Origin of the sequence: Acidovorax sp., from assembly GCF_047607405.1 — a bacterium.
Taxonomy (GTDB): Bacteria; Pseudomonadota; Gammaproteobacteria; order Burkholderiales; family Burkholderiaceae_C; genus Acidovorax.
Genome location: NZ_JASGDA010000122.1, coordinates 1 through 17,615, shown reverse-complemented (window position 1 = coordinate 17,615; position 17,615 = coordinate 1). Strand labels below are relative to the sequence as shown.

General features: G+C 69.4%; 16 protein-coding genes. 7 read left to right on the top strand and 9 right to left on the bottom strand.

Going from position 1 to position 17,615, the window contains the following annotated elements; all coding sequences use genetic code 11:
- The coding region (locus QM569_RS14610; protein ID WP_414987965.1) for an AMIN domain-containing protein at window positions 1–641 on the bottom strand (641 nt) is incomplete at its 3' end.
- Entirely contained in the window at window positions 598–1,095 is a 498-nt protein-coding gene (gene tsaE / locus QM569_RS14605) for a tRNA (adenosine(37)-N6)-threonylcarbamoyltransferase complex ATPase subunit type 1 TsaE (protein ID WP_414987964.1), read from the bottom strand. The genes tsaE and QM569_RS14610, both read right to left, overlap by 44 nt.
- A gap of 12 nt (window positions 1,096–1,107) precedes the next feature.
- Between tsaE and queG the strand changes: the two genes are divergently transcribed.
- The gene (queG, locus tag QM569_RS14600; protein ID WP_414987963.1) at window positions 1,108–2,154 is read left to right on the top strand and encodes a tRNA epoxyqueuosine(34) reductase QueG; all 1,047 of its coding nucleotides are present in this window, start codon (window positions 1,108–1,110) and stop codon (window positions 2,152–2,154) included.
- A gap of 48 nt (window positions 2,155–2,202) precedes the next feature.
- On the opposite strand, the gene QM569_RS14595 is transcribed toward queG, so the two are convergent.
- On the bottom strand, window positions 2,203–3,108 hold the full coding sequence (locus tag QM569_RS14595) for an AEC family transporter (RefSeq protein WP_414987962.1): 906 nt from the start codon (window positions 3,106–3,108) through the stop codon (window positions 2,203–2,205).
- Between the two features lie 133 nt (window positions 3,109–3,241).
- Between QM569_RS14595 and QM569_RS14590 the strand changes: the two genes are divergently transcribed.
- Both QM569_RS14590 and xerD read left to right on the top strand, forming a co-directional pair.
- Window positions 3,242–4,207, top strand: a complete 966-nt coding sequence (locus QM569_RS14590) for a tripartite tricarboxylate transporter substrate binding protein BugE (protein ID WP_414987961.1) — start codon at window positions 3,242–3,244, stop codon at window positions 4,205–4,207.
- A 74-nt stretch (window positions 4,208–4,281) separates the two neighbouring features.
- Window positions 4,282–5,181 carry a site-specific tyrosine recombinase XerD gene (xerD, locus tag QM569_RS14585; protein ID WP_414987960.1) on the top strand — a complete coding sequence of 300 codons (900 nt, stop codon included), beginning with the start codon at window positions 4,282–4,284 and terminating at the stop codon, window positions 5,179–5,181.
- A 42-nt stretch (window positions 5,182–5,223) separates the two neighbouring features.
- Here the strand turns inward: xerD and QM569_RS14580 are convergent, their stop codons facing one another.
- Window positions 5,224–6,849, bottom strand: a complete 1,626-nt coding sequence (locus tag QM569_RS14580; protein WP_414987959.1) for a methyl-accepting chemotaxis protein — start codon at window positions 6,847–6,849, stop codon at window positions 5,224–5,226.
- A 26-nt stretch (window positions 6,850–6,875) separates the two neighbouring features.
- On the bottom strand, window positions 6,876–8,714 hold the full coding sequence (locus QM569_RS14575) for a putative bifunctional diguanylate cyclase/phosphodiesterase (RefSeq protein ID WP_414987958.1): 1,839 nt from the start codon (window positions 8,712–8,714) through the stop codon (window positions 6,876–6,878).
- 247 nt (window positions 8,715–8,961) lie between these two features.
- On the opposite strand from QM569_RS14575, the gene QM569_RS14570 reads away from it, so the two are divergent.
- The gene (locus QM569_RS14570) at window positions 8,962–9,276 is read left to right on the top strand and encodes a helix-turn-helix domain-containing protein (RefSeq protein ID WP_414987957.1); all 315 of its coding nucleotides are present in this window, start codon (window positions 8,962–8,964) and stop codon (window positions 9,274–9,276) included.
- 50 nt (window positions 9,277–9,326) lie between these two features.
- Complete coding sequence (locus QM569_RS14565) at window positions 9,327–10,289, top strand: Bug family tripartite tricarboxylate transporter substrate binding protein (RefSeq protein WP_414987956.1); 963 nt, start codon at window positions 9,327–9,329, stop codon at window positions 10,287–10,289.
- A gap of 67 nt (window positions 10,290–10,356) precedes the next feature.
- Here QM569_RS14565 and QM569_RS14560 read toward each other — a convergent pair whose 3' ends face one another.
- The 3 genes from QM569_RS14560 to QM569_RS14550 all read right to left on the bottom strand — a co-directional run bounded on the left by QM569_RS14560 (window position 10,357) and on the right by QM569_RS14550 (window position 13,809).
- Entirely contained in the window at window positions 10,357–11,640 is a 1,284-nt protein-coding gene (locus QM569_RS14560) for an EAL and HDOD domain-containing protein (RefSeq protein ID WP_414987955.1), read from the bottom strand.
- A gap of 96 nt (window positions 11,641–11,736) precedes the next feature.
- Complete coding sequence (locus QM569_RS14555; protein WP_414987954.1) at window positions 11,737–12,981, bottom strand: EAL and HDOD domain-containing protein; 1,245 nt, start codon at window positions 12,979–12,981, stop codon at window positions 11,737–11,739.
- A gap of 24 nt (window positions 12,982–13,005) precedes the next feature.
- Entirely contained in the window at window positions 13,006–13,809 is an 804-nt protein-coding gene (locus tag QM569_RS14550) for a ferritin-like domain-containing protein (protein WP_414987953.1), read from the bottom strand.
- A 48-nt stretch (window positions 13,810–13,857) separates the two neighbouring features.
- Between QM569_RS14550 and QM569_RS14545 the strand changes: the two genes are divergently transcribed.
- Both QM569_RS14545 and QM569_RS14540 read left to right on the top strand, forming a co-directional pair.
- Window positions 13,858–14,385 carry a gamma carbonic anhydrase family protein gene (locus tag QM569_RS14545; RefSeq protein ID WP_414987952.1) on the top strand — a complete coding sequence of 176 codons (528 nt, stop codon included), beginning with the start codon at window positions 13,858–13,860 and terminating at the stop codon, window positions 14,383–14,385.
- An 8-nt stretch (window positions 14,386–14,393) separates the two neighbouring features.
- A complete protein-coding gene (locus tag QM569_RS14540; RefSeq protein ID WP_414987951.1) occupies window positions 14,394–15,389 on the top strand; it encodes an Hsp33 family molecular chaperone HslO in 996 nt (331 codons plus the stop codon).
- Between the two features lie 354 nt (window positions 15,390–15,743).
- Here QM569_RS14540 and QM569_RS14535 read toward each other — a convergent pair.
- A partial coding sequence (locus tag QM569_RS14535) for an L-glutamate gamma-semialdehyde dehydrogenase (RefSeq protein ID WP_414987950.1) occupies window positions 15,744–17,615 on the bottom strand: 1,872 nt, incomplete at its 5' end.

The window sequence follows — 17,615 nt, the reverse complement described above, 5'->3', positions numbered from 1 at the left end:
GCTTGCGCGGGGGCTGGCGCGGGCGTGACGGCCTCGGCGGGCGGCGGCGGGGCGGCCGGGCTGGGGCGCTGTGTGCGCTGGGCGATCAGGTCGCCCAGCGGGTCGGAGCCGGGTTGGGCGACCGCCGCTGGCGCGCTGGCCGGGGCGTCGCGCAGGCGCTCGGCGATCAGCGCCTCCAGCGGGTCCACCGCCTGCTCGGGGTACAGGTCGAACACCAGCCGGTGCTGGTAGGCCGCCACGGGCGGCAGGGTGAAGACCTGGGGCAGGGCGGGCTGCTTCAGGTCCACCACCAGCCGCACCACGTTGGGCGCGTTCTGGCCCACGCGGATGCCCGCGATGTTGGGGTCGTCGGGCTTGACCTTGGCGACCAGCTCGCGCAGCTCGGGGCTCAGGTCGATGCCTTCGATGTCCACCGCCAGGCGCGGCGGCGTGGTCACGAAGAACTGCTTGGCGACCAGGGCGCCGTCGGACTCGATGGTCACGCGCGAATACTCGGGCGCGGGCCATACCCGCACCGCCAGGATGGTGGCGCCGCGCGCGATCTGCTGCGCGCCCAGCAGCAGCACCAGGGTGCCCGCGCGCAGCACGGCGCGGCGGCTAGAGTCTTTGCAGGAGTCCTTGCCCGGCAGGGGTGTGGGCATGCAGCGTGACCTTCCTTTCGGTGTCGTCGGTTGCTTCAATGTAAATAGCAAGGTCCGCAGGCGGCGTAAGCGCTGCGGCCTTTTCCGGCCATTCTGCCAGCTTGAGGCCGGGGTGGGCAAAAATGTCCCTGAAGCCCGCGTCTTCCCACTCGCGCGGATCGTCGAAGCGGTAGAAGTCGAAGTGCCATATGGGCAGGCCGTCCGGCGCCTCGTGCGGCTCCACCACGGCGTAGGTGGGGCTCTTGATGCGGCCCTGCACGCCCAGGGCGCGCAGCAGGTGGCGCACCAGCGTGGTCTTGCCCGCGCCCAGGTCGCCGTGCAGGGTGATGAAGGCGTTGCGCACGAGCGGCTGCGCGGCGAGCTGGCGGGCGAAGGCTGCGGTGTCGTCCTCGCCGTGCCAGGCCAGTTGGCGGGGGGGCGTTTCTACAATCCGGCGGGTATGGTCAGCAGTCAACTCGTTCCTCAAATGCAGGAGTGGGCTCGCGAGCTGGGATTTTCCCAAATCGGCGTGGCCGGGGTGGACTTGTCCGCCGCCGAGCCCGGGTTGTCGGCCTGGCTGGCGCAGGGTTTTCATGGCGACATGCACTACATGGCCGCGCACGGCCTCAAGCGCGCCCGCCCGGCGGAGCTGGTGCCCGGCACGGTGAGCGTGATCACGGCGCGCATGGACTACCTGCCGGGCACCACCGTGCGCGAGGGCTGGCAGGCGTTCGAGCTGGGGCGGCTGGCGCGCCCGCAAGAGGGCATCGTCTCCGTCTATGCCCGGGGCCGGGACTACCACAAGGTGCTGCGCGCGCGGCTGCAAAAACTCAGCGACCGCATCGCCCAGGCCATCGGCCCCTTCGGCCACCGCGTGTTCACCGACTCGGCCCCGGTGCTGGAAGCGGAGCTGGCCTCGCGCAGCGGCCAGGGCTGGCGCGGCAAGCACACGCTGGTGCTGAACCGCGAGGCGGGGTCGATGTTCTTCCTGGGCGAGATCTACGTGGACATGGCCCTGCCCGCCAGCGAGCCCGTTACCGCGCACTGCGGCAGTTGCAGCGCGTGCATAGCCGTGTGCCCCACGCAGGCCATCATCGCGCCGCACCGGCTGGATGCGCGGCGCTGCATCTCGTACCTGACCATCGAGCACGCGGGGCCTATTCCCGTGGAGCTGCGCCCGCTGCTGGGCAACCGCATCTACGGCTGCGACGACTGCCAGCTCATCTGCCCCTGGAACAAGTTCGCCCAGGCGAGCCGCCTGCCGGACTTCGACGAGCGCAAGGGGCTGGCGGGCCAGCAGCTCGCGCACCTGTTCGCGTGGGACGAGGCCACCTTTCTGCGCATGACCGAGGGCGGCCCCATCCGCCGCATCGGCCACGAGCGCTGGCTGCGCAACGTGGCCGTGGCGCTGGGCAATGCCTTGCGCACCACGGGCGATGCGGGCGTGCGCGCCGCGCTGCAATCGCGCGTGCAGGACGCAAGCATGCTGGTGCGCGAACACGTGGCCTGGGCGCTGGCGCAGGAATTTGAATGAAATAGGGCTGCAGCGCTTGTCCAGCAAGCGCAGGTAGCTATGAAAAATCTAGCGCAGGAACCCCAGCGCGAACGGCAAGCTCACCATGCCCAGCAGGGTGGAAAGCGTCACCAGCCCCGCCACATACGGCCCGTTGTAGCCCATGCGCGCCGCCAGCACGTAGCAGGTGGACGCCGTGGGCAGGGCCGAGAAGGCCAGCAGCACCGTGGTCTGCACTGCGTTCAGCCCGAACAGGCGGGCCAGGCCGCACGCCAGCAGCGGCTGCACGAGGTGGCGGATGCAGAGCACGGCCACGCTCAGGCCCCGTCCGCGTGTGAGCACACCCAGCTGCATGCCCGCCCCCGCAGCCATCAGCCCCAGCGCCAGCGACGCCGCGCCGATGCGCCCCACCGTGGGCGCGGCCCAGTCGGGGATGCGAAAGCCCAGCAGGTTGGCCGCCAGGCCCGAGACGGTAGCGATGATGAGCGGGTTGCGCGCCAGCTCGCGCGCGAAGCTGTGCTGGCCGTGGCGCGCCATGGGCCACACGGCGGCCACGTTGAACAGCGGCACGCACACGCCGATCAGCACCGCGATCATCAGCAGCCCCTCGGCGCCCGCCAGCCGCTCGGCGATCGCCAGGCCGATGAAGGAGTTGAAGCGGAACGCCACCTGCGCGCTGGCCGCATGGTCGCGCGCGTCGATGCGCCGACCCAGCCAGGGCCAGTGCGGCAGGCTGTAGGCCAGTGCGATGCCCGCCAGGCCCGACAGCAGCCCGGCGGCGATCAGCCCCGAGGCCGCGCCCACGTCCACCGGGCTTTTCACGATGGACTGGAACAGCAGCACGGGGAACAGCAGGTAATACACCAGGCTCTCCACCGGCTGCCACACCGAGCGGTTGAGCGCCGTGTAGCGGCAGATCAGGTAGCCGCCGAGGATGAGGGAGAAGTCCGGGAGCAGGAGCTGGGCGTAATTCACGCGGGCAAGAATACCCGAGCCTGTGCCGGGCTCTTGGGGTTAGCCCTTATGTGCAATCCGCAATGTCCCGGCCCGCGCATTGCGCATACCATCGGCCCGGTTTGCCACCCTCTATCTCATCAAGGAGAACTCAATGCATCGTCGTCATTGGCTCGCGCTGGCGGTACTGGCCGCCAGCGCGGGTTCCGCCACTGCCCAGGGCTACCCCAACAAGGTGATCAAGCTGCAGGTGCCCTTTGCGCCCGGCGGCACCACCGACATCATCGCCCGCGTGATCGCCGACCCGCTGGGCAAGGCCCTGGGCCAGAGCGTGATCGTGGAGAACAAGGCCGGTGGCGGCGGCATCGTGGGCGCGGCAGAAACCGCCCGCTCCGCGCCGGACGGCTACACGCTGGGCGTGGCCACCGTGTCCACCACGGCGGCCAACCCTGCCATCAACCCCAAGACGCCGTACAACCCGGTGACGGACTTCACGCCCATCATCAACATCGCGGCCACGCCCAACGTCATTGCCGTCAACCCCAGCTTCCCCGCCAAGGACTACAAGTCCTTCGTGGCCGAGCTCAAGAAGTCGCCAGGCAAGTATTCGTACTCGTCCTCGGGCACGGGCGGCATCGGCCACCTGCAGATGGAGCTGTACAAGAGCCTGTCCGACACCTTCGTCACCCACATCCCCTACCGTGGCGCGGGCCCCGCGCTGAACGACACCGTGGCGGGCCAGGTGCCCATGATCTTTGACAACCTGCCCTCGGCGCTGCCCTTCATCAAGGACAACCGCCTGGTGCCCATCGTCGTGGCCGCGCCCCAGCGCGTGGCGGCCCTGCCCAACACGCCCACCTTCAAGGAGCTGGGCCTGGAGCCGGTCAACCGCATGGCCTACTACGGCATCCTGGGCCCCAAGGGCCTGCCCAAGGAGGTGGTGGACAAGATCAACGCCGCCGTGCGCAAGGTGCTGGAAGACCCGGCCGTGAAGAAGCGCATCGAGGAAACCGGCTCCCTCATCATCGGCAACACGCCCGAGCAGTTTGCCGAGCAGATCAAGGCCGAGTTCGAGGTGTACAAGGAAGTGGTGAAGAAGCAGAAGCTGTCGCTGGAATAGCCCCGGGCTTTCCTTCCCCTCCCCACGCAAAACTGCCTGGCTCGCCAGGCAGTTTTTTTATGATCGCGCACACCATGCACGCAGACAGCCAGAACGCCATCGACGCCTTCATCGACGCCCTGTGGCTGGAAGATGGCCTCTCGCGCAACACGCTCGCCGCCTACCGGCGCGACCTCACGCTCTACGCCCAATGGCTGGCGCAGGAAGACGCCAGCCTGTCGCTGGACGCCACGGCAGAGCGCCATTTGCAAGCCTACTTCGCCGCGCGGCATGCCCAGACGCGCGCCACCTCGGCCAACCGGCGGCTCACGGTGTTCAAGCGCTACTTTCATTGGGCGCTGCGCGAGCGCCGCATCGCCGCCGACCCCACCGTGCGCCTGCTGGCCGCGCGCCAGCCCTTGCGCGTGCCCAAGACCTTGACCGAAGCGCAGGTGGAGGCGCTGCTGGCGGCCCCCGACCTGGGCCAGCCGCTGGGCCTGCGCGACCGCACCATGCTGGAGCTGCTGTACGCCAGCGGCCTGCGCGTGACGGAGCTGGTCACGCTCAAGACCTTCCAGCTCGGCCTGAGCGAAGGCGTGATCCGCGTGCTGGGCAAGGGCGGCAAGGAGCGCCTGGTGCCCTTTGGCGACGTGGCGCGCCAGTGGCTGGAGCGCTACCTGCACGAGGCGCGCGGCGCCATCCTGGGCGGGCAGCAGACCGACGACCTGTTCGTCACCCAGCGCGGCGGCGGCATGACGCGCGCCATGTTCTGGGTCATCGTCAAGAAATGGGCGGCCGTGGCAGGCATCACCGCGCCGCCGTCGCCGCACACGCTGCGGCACGCCTTTGCCACGCACCTGCTCAACCATGGCGCCGACCTGCGCGTGGTGCAGCTGCTGCTGGGGCATGCCGACATTTCCACGACCACCATCTACACCCACGTGGCGCGCGAGCGGCTCAAGGTGCTGCATGCGCAGCACCACCCGCGCGGCTGAAAACTATCGAAAGGATAGCTGCCAGCGCTTGCTGGATAAGCGCTAGAGGCCGATTTGGCTTGTAGTCCGCGCCGTGCGCCGCAGCGCCACCGCGCTGGCCTGCGACAGCGGCTCGTCGCCATGCCCCAGGCGGAACAGGCGCATGGTGTCGCTCACGCCGCGCACCTGGCCGTGCAGCGATTGCGCGGCGGCGGCCAGCTCTTCCACCATGGCGGCGTTCTGTTGGGTGATGGAGTCCATGTGCGCCACGGCCTCGTTGACCTGCGAGATGCCGGTCTGCTGCTCGGCGGCGGCGGTGCTGATCTCGTCCAGCACGGTGCTCACCCGCTGCACGGCGGCCAGCGCCTCGGCCATGCGCTCGCGGGCCTGGCTGGCGGCGGTGGCACCTTGCGCCACGCGGTCGGCAGACTCGGCGATGAGCTGGCGGATGTCCCGCGCCGCCTGCGTGGTGCGTCCGGCCAGCGTGCGCACCTCGCCCGCCACCACGGCAAAGCCGCGCCCGGCCTCGCCAGCGCGCGCGGCCTCCACGGCGGCGTTCAGCGCCAGGATGTTGGTCTGGAAGGCGACGCTTTCGATCAGATGCACGATGTCCCCGATGCGCTGTGCCGATTCGGCGATGCCTTGCATGGTCTGCCCCACGGCCAGTACGGCATCGTTGCTGCGCGCGGTGATGCCCGATGCTTCGTCCGCGAACTGCGCACCCCGGCGGGCCGATGCGGCGCTGTTCTGCACCGTGCCGTTGATCTGCTCCATGGATGCGGCCGTCTGCTCCAGGCTGCTGGCCTGCGTCTCGGTGCGGGCCGACAGGTCGTTGTTGCCGCTGGCGATCTCCTGCACCGAGGTCTCCAGGCGGCGCACCTCCTGACGCACGTCGCCCACTACGGTGCGCAGGTTCACGCTGAGCTGGAACAGTGCCTGCTGCAACTCGCCCACGCTGCCGCTGGCGCCCGTCTGCACGGTGTGCGACAGGTCGCCGGACGCGAGCTGGTGGGCGTCGCGCACCAGCGCCTGCAGCGGTGCGACGGCCAGCGCGCGTGCCGCGAAGGCGGCGGCGGCCACCGCCAGCACGGCCACGCCGCCCGTGACCAGCCAGGGCGCATCCAGCCCCGCGGGCAGCAGGGCCGCCGCGACGGCCAGTGCCTGCACCAGCGCCAGCCGTGCGGGCGTGGAAAGCGCCAGCAGCCGTGCCATGCGCCCGCGCAAGTCCTGCCGCCGCACGGCGCCGTGGCGCAGCACGTGGGTGGCGCGGCCTGCCCGCGCCTCGGCGCGCATCGTGGCGTACAGCGCATCCGCCGCCTGCACCTGCGCGCGCGAAGGCAGCGTGCGCACCGACAGGTAGCCCATCACCTGGTTGCCATCGCGCAACGGCGTCACGTTGGCCTGCACCCAGTAGAAGTCGCCGTTCTTGCGCCGGTTCTTCACCAGGCCCGTCCACGGGCGGCTTGCGGCGATGGTGCCCCACAGGTCGCGGAAGGCCTCGGGCGGCATGTCGGGGTGGCGGATCAGGTTGTGCGGCTGGCCCAGCAGTTCCTCGTGCGCATAGCCGCTGACGTGGACGAAGGCGGGGTTGCAGTAGGTGATGCGGCCCTTGGTGTCGGTGACGGAGACCAGGGTGTCGCGCTCGGCGAAGGTGAACTCGGTGGCGGTGACGGGCAGGTTGGTCCGCATGGGGGCTTTCGTTTCGGTGGTGCGTTTCAGCGGGCGAGCCAGTTGCGCTCGATGTCGGCGGCGGGGACGGCCTGGGCGAAGAGGTAGCCCTGCGCCTCGTCGCATTGCAGGGCGTGCAGCTTGTCCTTCTGGCTTTGCGTTTCCACGCCCTCGGCCACTGTGCGCAGTTGCAGCGCGTGGGCCAGGCCGATGACCGCCGTCACGATGGCGAGGCTGCCGGGGTCGGTGAGCATGCCGCGCACGAAGGACATGTCGATCTTGAGCCGTGACACGGGAAAGCTCTGCAACCGTGCCAGCGACGAATAGCCCGTGCCGAAATCGTCGATGGAGAGCGTGAAGCCCATTTCCACCAGGCGCGAGGCCACGCGCCGCGCCTTCGCGGGGTCGTGCATCAGCGCTGATTCGGTGATCTCCAGTTCGATGGCGGTCGGGCCCACGCCGTGCGCTTGTACGATGGCGAGGGCGTGCTCGGCGAAGGCTTCGCTCATCATCTGCGCGGCGGACACGTTGACGGCGATCACGGGCGGCTGGACCACGCCCGCATCGCGCCAAGCGCGCCACTGGCGGGCGGCGGCGGCAAGGCTCCAGTCGCCCAGGGCGGCGATCAGGCCGCGCTCCTCGGCCACGGGGATGAACTCCGCCGGGCTGACCCAGCCCCATTCCGCGTCGTGCCAGCGCGCCAGCGCCTCCACGCCGCACAGCGCGCCGCTGGCGAGCGCCAACTTGGGCTGGTAGTGCAGTTGCAGGCGCTCTTCGGCCAGCGCCTTTTCCAGCCGTGCGCCGAGCGCGATGCGCCGCTGCAACTGGCGGCCCATGCCGTCGTCGTACAACTGGCTATGGCCGCCGCCCTGCGCCTTGGCGCGGTACATGGCGATGTCCGCATGCTGCAGCAGCTCGTCCACGGCATCGCCGTGCTGGGGGGAGACGGCCACGCCCGTGCTGGCGCCAACCTCGAACCGCAGATCGCCCACGGCCATGGGGCGGCACAGCATGCCGCAAATCCGGCGAGCCAGGGTCAGCGGAGCCTCACCGTCGGTGAGCACCCATGTGAACATGAATTCGTCGCCGCCCAGCCGCGCCAGCGTGCCTCTGCTGCCGAGCACACGCTGGCATTGCCGAGCCACGGCCACCAGCACCTGGTCGCCCACGGCATGGCCTCGCGTGTCGTTGATTTCCTTGAAGCGGTCGAGATCCACGAACAGCACGGCGGCCCGCTGGCCGCGCTGGCGGGCTGCATCAAGCAGCCGCTGGGCCTGCGCCATGCCGTGGGCGCGGTTGGGCAGGCCCGTGAGCGTGTCGTAGAGCGCCAGCTTTTCCAGGCGCTGCTGGGCGTCGAGCAGGTCGCGGGTGAGTTGCTCGCGTTCGCGCAGGTCGGCGATCAGCCCGTCGCGCTGGGCGATGTAGCTGTCGATGGTCAGGCCGATGTCCAGGAACACCACCTTGATGAGCGCCTGCGTCACGGCGGTGGGGTCCGCGTGGCGCAGGCCGGGCAGCCGTGCCAGGCGCGGCAGCAGCTCGACGAGGTAGTGGCTGTAGCCGCCCAGGTACCAGCCGGGCGCCAGCCCGACTTGCGCGTGCGCCAGCCCCACGTGCTGGCGGCCTTTTCCGTAGGCCTCGTCGTAGATGCCCGCCGTCAGGCTGCGGAAGTAGCGCACGTGCAGGCCCTTGAGCCGCTGCAGCGCCGCGTCGTCCGGGATGAGCGCGCGCATCTCGTCGAAGGAGAGCAGGTGGCGGTAGAAGCCGTCCACGAAGCCGTGCGCCTCTCCGGAGAGCCCCTCGTGCAGGTCCCGAATGGCTTGCTCATCCTGGGCGTTCAAGGACAGGAATTCCTTGCGGCGCTGGAAGCTCTGTGTGGCATCGGTCAAGTGCTTTCTCCGGTGGCGTCCCGCAGCCTGGCGCGAGCTCAACGAAACGGGCAAACCAGGCTTCACCGGGTGGATACCAGGGAGAGATCACTGAAAACCGTGTAGCTCTTATTTGTCATCTTGGCCTCAATTGTCGGTGTTGCACTTCGGAATTGAGTTGCCCGGTGCTTGATCCAGGTCAAGGAATGATTCATTGCGAGCGGCGTCATCCAGCGGTGGATGTACGAATTGGTGTGTGTATTAATGAGTGTACAAGGGCAACAGTGCATGGGTGGCCCGAAAGACATCCGACCCGCGCGTGCTCCTTGGTCAGAGGATCAGGGAGTTGCGCGCCCGCAACGGCATCACGCAGGAGGAGCTGGCGGAGCGCTGCGACATGTTCCGCACCTACCTGAGCCGCATCGAGTCGGGACGGGCCAATCCAACGCTGACCGCGCTGCATGGGCTGGCGGATGGCTTGCAGGTCTCGGTGCCGGAGTTGCTGTCCCCGCCCGAGGAGGACATGAAGCCGGTGCGCGTGAAAAGCGCGCGTCCTATCTCGCGCGGTCGGGTGCGTGCATAGGTGACACTCTGCAATCTCGTTCCAGCCACGCACCGTCAAAAGGAAATCACATGAGGAAACTGCTCGTCGGCATGCTGCTGCTCGGTTCTGCCGCCCTGTCCCTGGCCCAGTCCTGGCCCACGGCCAAGCCCATCCGCATCGTCGTGGCCTACCCGGCAGGCGGCGTCAGCGACACCGTGGCGCGCGCCCTGGGCGACAAGCTGGCCGCGCAACTGGGCACGTCCGTCGTCATCGAGAACAAGGCGGGGGCCAGCGGCAGCATCGGCGTGGACGCGGTCGCCAAGGCCGCGCCCGACGGCTACACGCTGGGCTTCGCCGCCATCAGCCCCCTGGCGCTGAACCCGCACCTGGGCAAGTCGCCGTTCGACCCGCAAAAGGACATCGTGCCCGTGGCGAGCGTCATGTACTCGCCCGTGCTGCTGCTGGGCACGCCCGCCAGCAAGGCGGCGGACTTTTCGGCCCTGCTGGACGCCGCTCGCGCCAACCCCGGCCAGGTGCGCTGGGCCACCTCGGGGCTGGCTTCGCTGGGCCACATCATGCTGGAGCAGATCATGGGCAAGAGCCGTGTGGTCATCACGCACGTGCCCTACAAGGGCGGCGGCCAGCAGATGAACGATGCCCTGGGCGGGCAGTTCGAGGTCCTGTCCACCAATGCGGGCCCGGCCGTGCTGCAGCACATCCGGGCGGGCAAGCTCAAGCCGCTGGCCGTGGGCGCGCCCGCGCGGCTGGACTCGCTGCCGCAGGTGCCCACGCTGGCCGAGCTGGGCCAGTCGGAGGCCAACCTGTCGTCGCTGTTCGGGCTGTACGCACCCGCGCAGACGCCGCCCGCCGTGCTGGAGCGCATCAACGCCGAGGTGAACAAGGCGCTGGCCCTGCCGGACATCCGCGCCAAGCTCGAAGCCACCGACAACGTGCCCACGGGCGGCAGCGCGGCGGAGTTCGCCCGGCAGATCGCGCAGGAGTCCGAGAACAACGCGCGCATCATCCGCGCGGCGGGCATCAAGGCCCAATGACGGCGGCACGCACATGAAAAAGGCCCTGGGGTGACCCAGGGCCTTTCTTGTGCGCGGCGGCGCTGGCCTACTCGTCGTTCAGGCTCTCGGCCCAGGCCAGCGCCTGCAGGTGGGCCCAATTGACCTGGCGGTTGGACAGGTGCAGCGCGTCGGCTGCCTTGGCAAAGGCTGCCTCGTCGCCGCTCTCGCAGGCCCGGGTCAGGTCCAGGAAGGGGGCGAACACCCCCTTGTTGTGCAGCAGCGCGTCCATCACCGGCTCGGGCAGGGCCACGGACTCCAGGGCCTTGTCCAGCGGCACGCCCAGCATGGTGTCCAGCAGCGAGAACACGCCCACGACGAAGGCGTTGTCGCAGTCCTCGGGCGACAGCAGCTCGGCGGCCAGCAGCTCCATCAGGCGGCCACGCACCACGGCGGTCTGGCCCACGGCGGGGGGCGCGCCGCCCGCGCGCGAGGTGGTCATGAGCAGCGCGGCCCAGCGGAACAGCTTTTTCAGGCCCAGGATCATCACCGCGTGGCGGAAGGACGTGATCTCGCACGACAGGCCGAAGCCCGACGAGTTGATGAAGCGCAGCAGGTTGAACGAGAGCGTGGGGTCTTTCTTGAGCAGCTCCTCGATCTCGGCCGTGCTGGCCTGTTTGCGCACCAGGTTGATGAGCTGGATGATGGTGGCCTGCGCCGGGCGGATGGTGGTGGCCTTGACCAGCGAAGGATGGGCGAACCAGAAGCCCTGGAACAGCTTGACGCCCAGGTCGCGCATCATTTCGTACTGTTCGGCGGTCTCCACCTTCTCGGCCACCAGCGTGGCCTTGCTGTGGGTGGTGGCGAACTTCACCAGCGGCGCGGCCAGCTCGGGCTTGAAGGCCATCATGTCCAGCTTGACGAAGGACGCCAGCGGCAGCCAGTGGGTGTAGGCGCGCTTGAGCGACTGCTGGTCGAACGCCAGGCGAAAGCCCCGCTCGCGCAGCGCCTGCAGCGTGGGCACGCGGCCGTCGATCTCCTCCTGCGCGGCGCCGTCGGGCAGCGGGGGTACTTCCAGCACCACCTTCTCGGGGTGGATCAGTTCCAGGTGGCCGCCCGAGAGGCTGTCGTGCGTGCAGTTGATGAACACCGTCTTCTTGCCCACCAGGGCCTCGGTACCGGCATACGACAGCGCGTTGAACAGCAGGGCGGCGTCGCTGGCGGCGGTGTGGGCGTCGGACGCGGTGGAGCGGTCGAACAGCTCGTAGCCATAGACGGCGCGGTGCTCGTCCACGATGGCCTGGCGGGCGATGATGGCGATGTTGTCGTCCACGGGCGCGGCGGCGGGAGAGGCGAGGGCTTCGGGGGCGTCTTGATCAGGTGTGCTCGACATGGTCCGCGGAGGTGGTCTGTGGTTGCAGTGATTCTAGGGGGTGTCCCGGGCGGTCCATCGCGCGGACGGCGCGGTCGGCCACCCGCCCCGTATCCATCAGTCTTCCGGCAGATGGTCGGCCCAGGCCAGCGCCTGCAGGTGCGCCAGGTTGATCTGCGAGCTGCTGAGGTGCAGCAGGCCCGCCGTGCGGTCGAAGGCCGCGTCGTCGCTGGATTCGCAGGCTTGCGCCAGGGTGAGCAGGTCGCCCAGCGGCCCTTCGCGGCGCAGCAGGGCGGCGGCCACTGGTTCGGACACGTTGAGCAGGCCGACGGCGGACTCCATGGGCATGGACAGCATCACGTCCAGCAGCGAGAAGATGCCGACCACGAAAGCCTGGTCGGCGTCCTCGGGCGGCAGGGTCTCGCGGGCCAGCAGCTCCATGAGCCGCCCGCGCACCACGGCGGTCTGCCCCACGGACGAGGGCACGCCGCTGGTGCGCGAGGCCGTCAGCAGCAGGGCCGCCCAGCGGAACAGCTTCTTCAGGCCCATCAGCATGACGGCCTGGCGGAAGGAGGTGATCTCGCGGTTCACCCCGAACCCGGCGGAGTTGATCAGCCGCATGAGGTTGAACGCCAGGCCCGCGTCCTTCTTGAGCACCTGCTCGATGTCGTCGGTGCTCGCCTGCTGGCGCACCAGGTTGATGAGCTGGATGATGCTGGCCTGCGAGGGAGTGAGCAGCTTGGCCTCGACCAGCGAGGGGCGGGCGAACCAGTAGCCCTGGAACATCTGCACGCCCTGGCTGGAGGCCATGTCGTACTGCTGGGCGGTCTCCACCTTCTCGGCGATCAGCTCGGCCTGCGAGTGGCGCCCGGCGTAGCTGATGAGCACGGCCAGCTGGTCGGGCGCGAGCACCGACAGGTCCAGCTTGATGTAGTCCGCCAGCGGCAGCCAGGGCGCGTAGGCCGACTCCAGCACCGTGTGGTTGAACGCCAGGTGAAAGCCCCGCGCGCGCAGCCCCGCCAGCATGGGCAGGCGCGTGGCCACTTCCTCGGCTGCTGCGTGGCCCAGCGGGGGAATCTCCAACACCACCTTGTCCGGGTCCACCAGCTCCAGGTGGCCGCCCGAGAGGCTTTCGTGCGTGCAGTTGACGAAGATCATCTTCTTGCCCACCAGCTCCTCGGTGCCCGCGTGCGAAAGCGCCGTGAAGACCAGGATCACGTCGGTGGCGGCCGTGTGCGCCGCGCCAACGCGCGAGCGGTTGAACAGCTCGTAGCCCACGACGGCCTGCTGCGCGTTCACGATGGCCTGCCGGGCGATCATGGCGACGGGGGCGGATGGAGTGGGGGCGGCAGTGGAGGTCATGGGTCGAAGTATGGGGCGGATTGCCTAGGCCTGCTGCAGCCAGCGCAATTCGGCCTCGGTAAACCCGGCCTGGCGGCGCGCGGCGTCGTTGAAAGGGGGCTTGAGGCGCGGCGCCTCGTATTGTCTGACGAGCACGCCGTAGTGCGTTTCAGGGTGTAAGCCATCGCGCTCGCACAGCCACCGATACCAGTGGTTGCCGATGGCCACGTGGCCGACCTCGTCGTGCAGGATCACATCCAGTATGGCGACGGCGGCCAGCGCGTCCGGCGCGCCCACCTGGCGCAGCTTGGCCTGGATCTGCGGCGTGGCGTCCAGCCCGCGCGCTTCGAGCGTGCGGGGCACCAGCGCCATGCGGGCCGTGATGTCGTGCGCCGTCTTCTCGCACATGGTCCACAGGCCCTGGTGGGCCGGGAAGTCGCCGTAGTCGTGCCCCATGCCGCGCAGGTGGTCGCGCAGCAGGCGAAAGTGCTTGGCCTCCTCGCCCGCCACGCGCATCCAGTCCAGGTAGTAGTCGCGCGGCATGCCGCCGAAGCGCCAGACGGCGTCCAGCGCGAGGTTGATGGCGTTGAACTCGATGTGCGCGATGGCGTGGATCAGCACGGCCCGCCCCTCGGGCGTGGCGGGCGAGCGCCGGGCCACGTCGGTGTGGCGCAGCAGCACGGGGCGGTCGGGGCGGCCGGGCAGGGCGCTTGCATCCTGCGGCGGGATGGGGGCGTTGTCTGCTATTGAAAGCGTAGCTGCCAGCGCTTGCAGATCAAGCGCTGCAGCCGCTTTTTGTTCAGGGTCTTGCAGGCACAAGACCTGCAATGCGCGGTGGCGAAGCTCCATCTCTACAATTCTAGGCTTACCAACAATGCGATGAAAAAGGGTGCTCCGATGGCGTTATACGAACTCGATGGAACAGCCCCGCAGGTGGCCCCGTCGGCCTGGGTGGCCGACAGCGCCCAGGTGATGGGCAACGTGGTGCTGGGCGAGGACGCCAGCGTGTGGTTCGCCGCCGTGGTGCGGGGCGACTGCGAGAGCATCGCCATCGGCGCGGGCTCCAACGTGCAGGACGCGAGCGTGCTGCATGCCGACTTCGGCAAGCCCTTGGTCATCGGCGAGCGTGTGACGGTGGGCCACCAGGTCATGCTGCACGGCTGCACCATCGGCGACGAGTCGCTGATCGGCATCGGCGCCATCGTGCTCAACGGCGCGAAGATCGGGCGCAACTGCCTGGTCGGCGCGGGCGCGCTCGTCACCGAGGGCAAGGAATTCCCTGACGGCTCCATGATCCTCGGCAGCCCCGCCAAGGCCGTGCGGCAACTGACCCCCGAGCAGATCGCGGGCCTGCGCCAGAGCGCGCAGCACTACATCGACAACGCGCGCCGCTTCAGGGCGGGCCTGCGCAAGATCGCCGACTGACTGACTGAATGTCCGAACTCCACAAATTCCTCTTCGACGGCCTGCCCGTGCGCGGCATGATCGTGCGCCTGACCGACGCCTGGACCGAACTGCTCGCACGCCGCGCCGGCAACAGCGAAACGGGGCCCTATCCGCCGCCCGTGGCCGAACTGCTGGGCGAGATGGCCGCTGCGGGCGTGCTGATGCAGTCCAACATCAAGTTCAACGGCGCGCTGGTGCTGCAGGTGTTCGGCGACGGCCCGGTCAAGCTCGCCGTGGCCGAGGTCAAGTCCGACCTGGGCCTGCGCGCCACGGCCACCGTGGCGGGCGCGGTACACCCGGGCGCCCGGTTCCCCGACATGGTGAACGCGGGCGGCGGCGGGCGCTGCGCCATCACGCTCGACCCGCAGGACCGCCGCCCCGGCCAACAGCCCTACCAGGGCGTGGTGCCGCTGCATGGCGACCAGGGCGAGAAGCTGCAGCGCCTGTCCGACGTGCTGCAGCACTACATGCTGCAGTCCGAGCAGCTCGACACCACGCTGGTGCTGGCCGCCGACGAGCAGGTCGCCGCCGGCCTGCTGATCCAGCGCATGCCCCTGAAAGGCGAGGGCAACCTGGGCGGCGCCATGACCGCCGCCGAGAACGAGGACGCCATCGGCCGCAGCGAGGACTACAACCGCATCGCCACGCTGGCCGCCAGCCTCACGCGCGATGAACTCCTGGGCCTGGACGTGGACACCGTCCTGCGCCGCCTGTTCTGGGAGGAAAAACTGCTGCGCTTCGCCCCCCGCCAGGGCGCCGACAGCCCGCGCTTTGCCTGCACCTGCTCGCGCGAGCGCGTGGGCGGCATGCTGCGCAACCTGGGCGCGGAAGAGGTCGAAAGCATCCTCGCCGAGCGCGGCATGATCGACGTGGGCTGCGAGTTCTGCGGCCAGCAATACAAGTTCGACCCCGTGGACGCCGCGCAGCTCTTCACCGGCACGGCCGAACTGCCGCCGGGGCCAGGGCCGGGCGCGGTGCAGTAGGAGCACCCGCGCGTTGGCATGGTGAACATGCCATTCATGCTGGAGTTCAGGGGGTGCTTCAGAAACAATGGCTTTTGGAGCTGTCCAAATCGATAGCAAAAGCGCTCTCAGATCCGCAGCAACCCACTTGCCAAGTGGGTTTGTTGCCATAGAAAAACGTGCGAATCTGCCCGTATTGGCGTGCCACCGACTGGGGCGTCCGATGGGCTTGCCGTGCTTGATTGCTTCGAGCTGGCCCGCCCTGCAGCGCTCGCTGAAATGAAAGAAACCGCGCCCCGAAAGGCGCGGTTTGCTACGTAAAATATAGCTGCTAGCGCTTTCTGCATAAGCGCTAGAGGCCAATTTGGCTATAAATCAGCCGATCGTCATCAGGCTCGCATTGCCTCCCGCAGCCGCCGTGTTCACGCTCAGGGCGCGTTCGATCAGCAGGCGCTCCAGCGGAATGTCGTCCGAGCCTGCGGGCATGGCGGTGGCAGCCACGATGGGGCCGGGGCGGCGGGCCAGGGCCTCGCACACGGGGCGCAGCGATGCGGCGTCGCCGTGGTGCAGCACGGCGGCCAGGTCCACGCTGCCGTCGGTCAGCACGTTGTCGGCCACGGTGATGCGCGCCTGCACTTCGGCGGGCAGGGCGGCGCGGGCCGATGCCTGGCTGGCGGGCCACAGGGCCTGGCCGCCGGTTGCCAGCACGGCGGCGAGCTGCGTCAGCCAGTCCTGCGCGCTGGCGGCGCTGCACAGCACGGTGGCGCGGGGCGCCAGGGTATAGACGTTGCGCTCGCCCGTGGGGCCGGGCAGGGTGCGGGCAGTGCCGCTTTGCGTTTCCTGCGCGAAGCGGCGGCAGGTGGCGGCCAGCGGGGCGTTGCCCTGGGTGGAGGCCCAGCGCTCCAGCGCGTGCAGCGGGGCCAGCAGGCGCTCGCGCACCGTGGCGTCGGGCTGCGTGGCGGCGTCTGCCGGCGCGAAGGTGCGGGCCAGGGCGTTGGCGGGGCGCTGCGACAGCAGGCGCAGCAGGTACAGCGGGCCGCCTGCCTTGGGGCCGGTGCCCGACAGGCCCTCGCCGCCGAACGGCTGCACGCCCACCACGGCGCCGACCATGTTGCGGTTCACATAGACGTTGCCTGCGTGCGCGCGGTCCACCACGCGGGCGATGGTTTCGTCGATGCGGGTGTGTACGCCTTGCGTGAGGCCGTAGCCGGTGGCGTTGATCTGGTCGAGCAGCGCGTCGAGGTCGTCGCGGGCATAGCGCACCAGGTGCAGCACGGGGCCGAAGACTTCGCGTTGCAGCTCGCCGATGCTGTTGAGCTCGATGAGGGTGGGCGGCACGAAGGTGCCTTGGGCGGTTTCGTCAGCGCTGCTGCGGCAGTGCTGGAACACGCGGCGGCCCTGGGCCTGCAGCTTCTCGATGTGGGCCTGGATGCCCTTTTGCGCCTCGGCGTCGATGACGGGGCCGACATCGGTGGCCAGCGTACCGGGGTTGCCCATGCGCAGCTCGCCCATGGCGCCGCGCAGCATTTCGGCCACGCGGTCGGCGGCTTCTTCTTGCACGCAGAGCACGCGCAGGGCGGAGCAGCGCTGGCCCGCGCTGTCGAAGGCCGATGCCACGGCGTCGGCCACCACCTGTTCGGCCAGGGCGGACGTGTCCACGATCATGGCGTTCTGGCCGCCGGTCTCTGCGATCAGGGGGATGGGGCGGCCTGCGGCGTCCAGGCGGCCCGCCACGCTGCGCTGCAGGATGCGGGCGACTTCGGTGGAGCCGGTGAACATGACGCCCATGACGCGCGCATCGCCGATCAGGCGCGCGCCCACGGTTTCGCCCTGGCCCGGCAGCAGTTGCACGGCGCCGCGCGGCACACCGGCCTCCCACAGGATGCGCACGGCTTCTGCGGCGACCAGGGGCGTTTGCTCGGCGGGCTTGGCCAGCACGGGGTTGCCTGCGGCCAGCGCGGCGCTGACCTGGCCGATGAAGATGGCGAGCGGGAAGTTCCAGGGGCTGATGCAGGCCACGGGGCCGAGCGGGATGTGCGTGGCGTTGTCGAAAGTGCTATCGACCTGGGCGGCGTAGTAGCGCAAGAAGTCCGCGGCCTCGCGCACCTCGGCCACGGCGTTGGCGCAGCTCTTGCCCGCCTCGCGCATCAAGAGGCCCAGCAGGGGCTGCATGCGGTCTTCCAGCAGGTTGGCGGCGCGGCGCAGGGCGGCGGCGCGCTCGGCGGGGGGCGTGGCGGCCCAGGGGGC

Bases quoted from the DNA above. Each gene is read 5' to 3' on its own strand.
- QM569_RS14580 (WP_414987959.1), bottom strand. From the start codon at position 6,849: ATGCGGACCAACCTGCCCGTCACCGCCACCGAGTTCACCTTCGCCGAG.
- QM569_RS14540 (WP_414987951.1), top strand. From the start codon at position 14,394: ATGTCCGAACTCCACAAATTCCTCTTCGACGGCCTGCCCGTGCGCGGC.
- QM569_RS14555 (WP_414987954.1), bottom strand. From the start codon at position 12,981: ATGACCTCCACTGCCGCCCCCACTCCATCCGCCCCCGTCGCCATGATC.
- QM569_RS14565 (WP_414987956.1), top strand. From the start codon at position 9,327: ATGAGGAAACTGCTCGTCGGCATGCTGCTGCTCGGTTCTGCCGCCCTG.
- xerD (WP_414987960.1), top strand. From the start codon at position 4,282: ATGCACGCAGACAGCCAGAACGCCATCGACGCCTTCATCGACGCCCTG.
- QM569_RS14550 (WP_414987953.1), bottom strand. From the start codon at position 13,809: ATGGAGCTTCGCCACCGCGCATTGCAGGTCTTGTGCCTGCAAGACCCT.
- QM569_RS14590 (WP_414987961.1), top strand. From the start codon at position 3,242: ATGCATCGTCGTCATTGGCTCGCGCTGGCGGTACTGGCCGCCAGCGCG.
- QM569_RS14560 (WP_414987955.1), bottom strand. From the start codon at position 11,640: ATGTCGAGCACACCTGATCAAGACGCCCCCGAAGCCCTCGCCTCTCCC.
- queG (WP_414987963.1), top strand. From the start codon at position 1,108: ATGCAGGAGTGGGCTCGCGAGCTGGGATTTTCCCAAATCGGCGTGGCC.
- QM569_RS14545 (WP_414987952.1), top strand. From the start codon at position 13,858: ATGGCGTTATACGAACTCGATGGAACAGCCCCGCAGGTGGCCCCGTCG.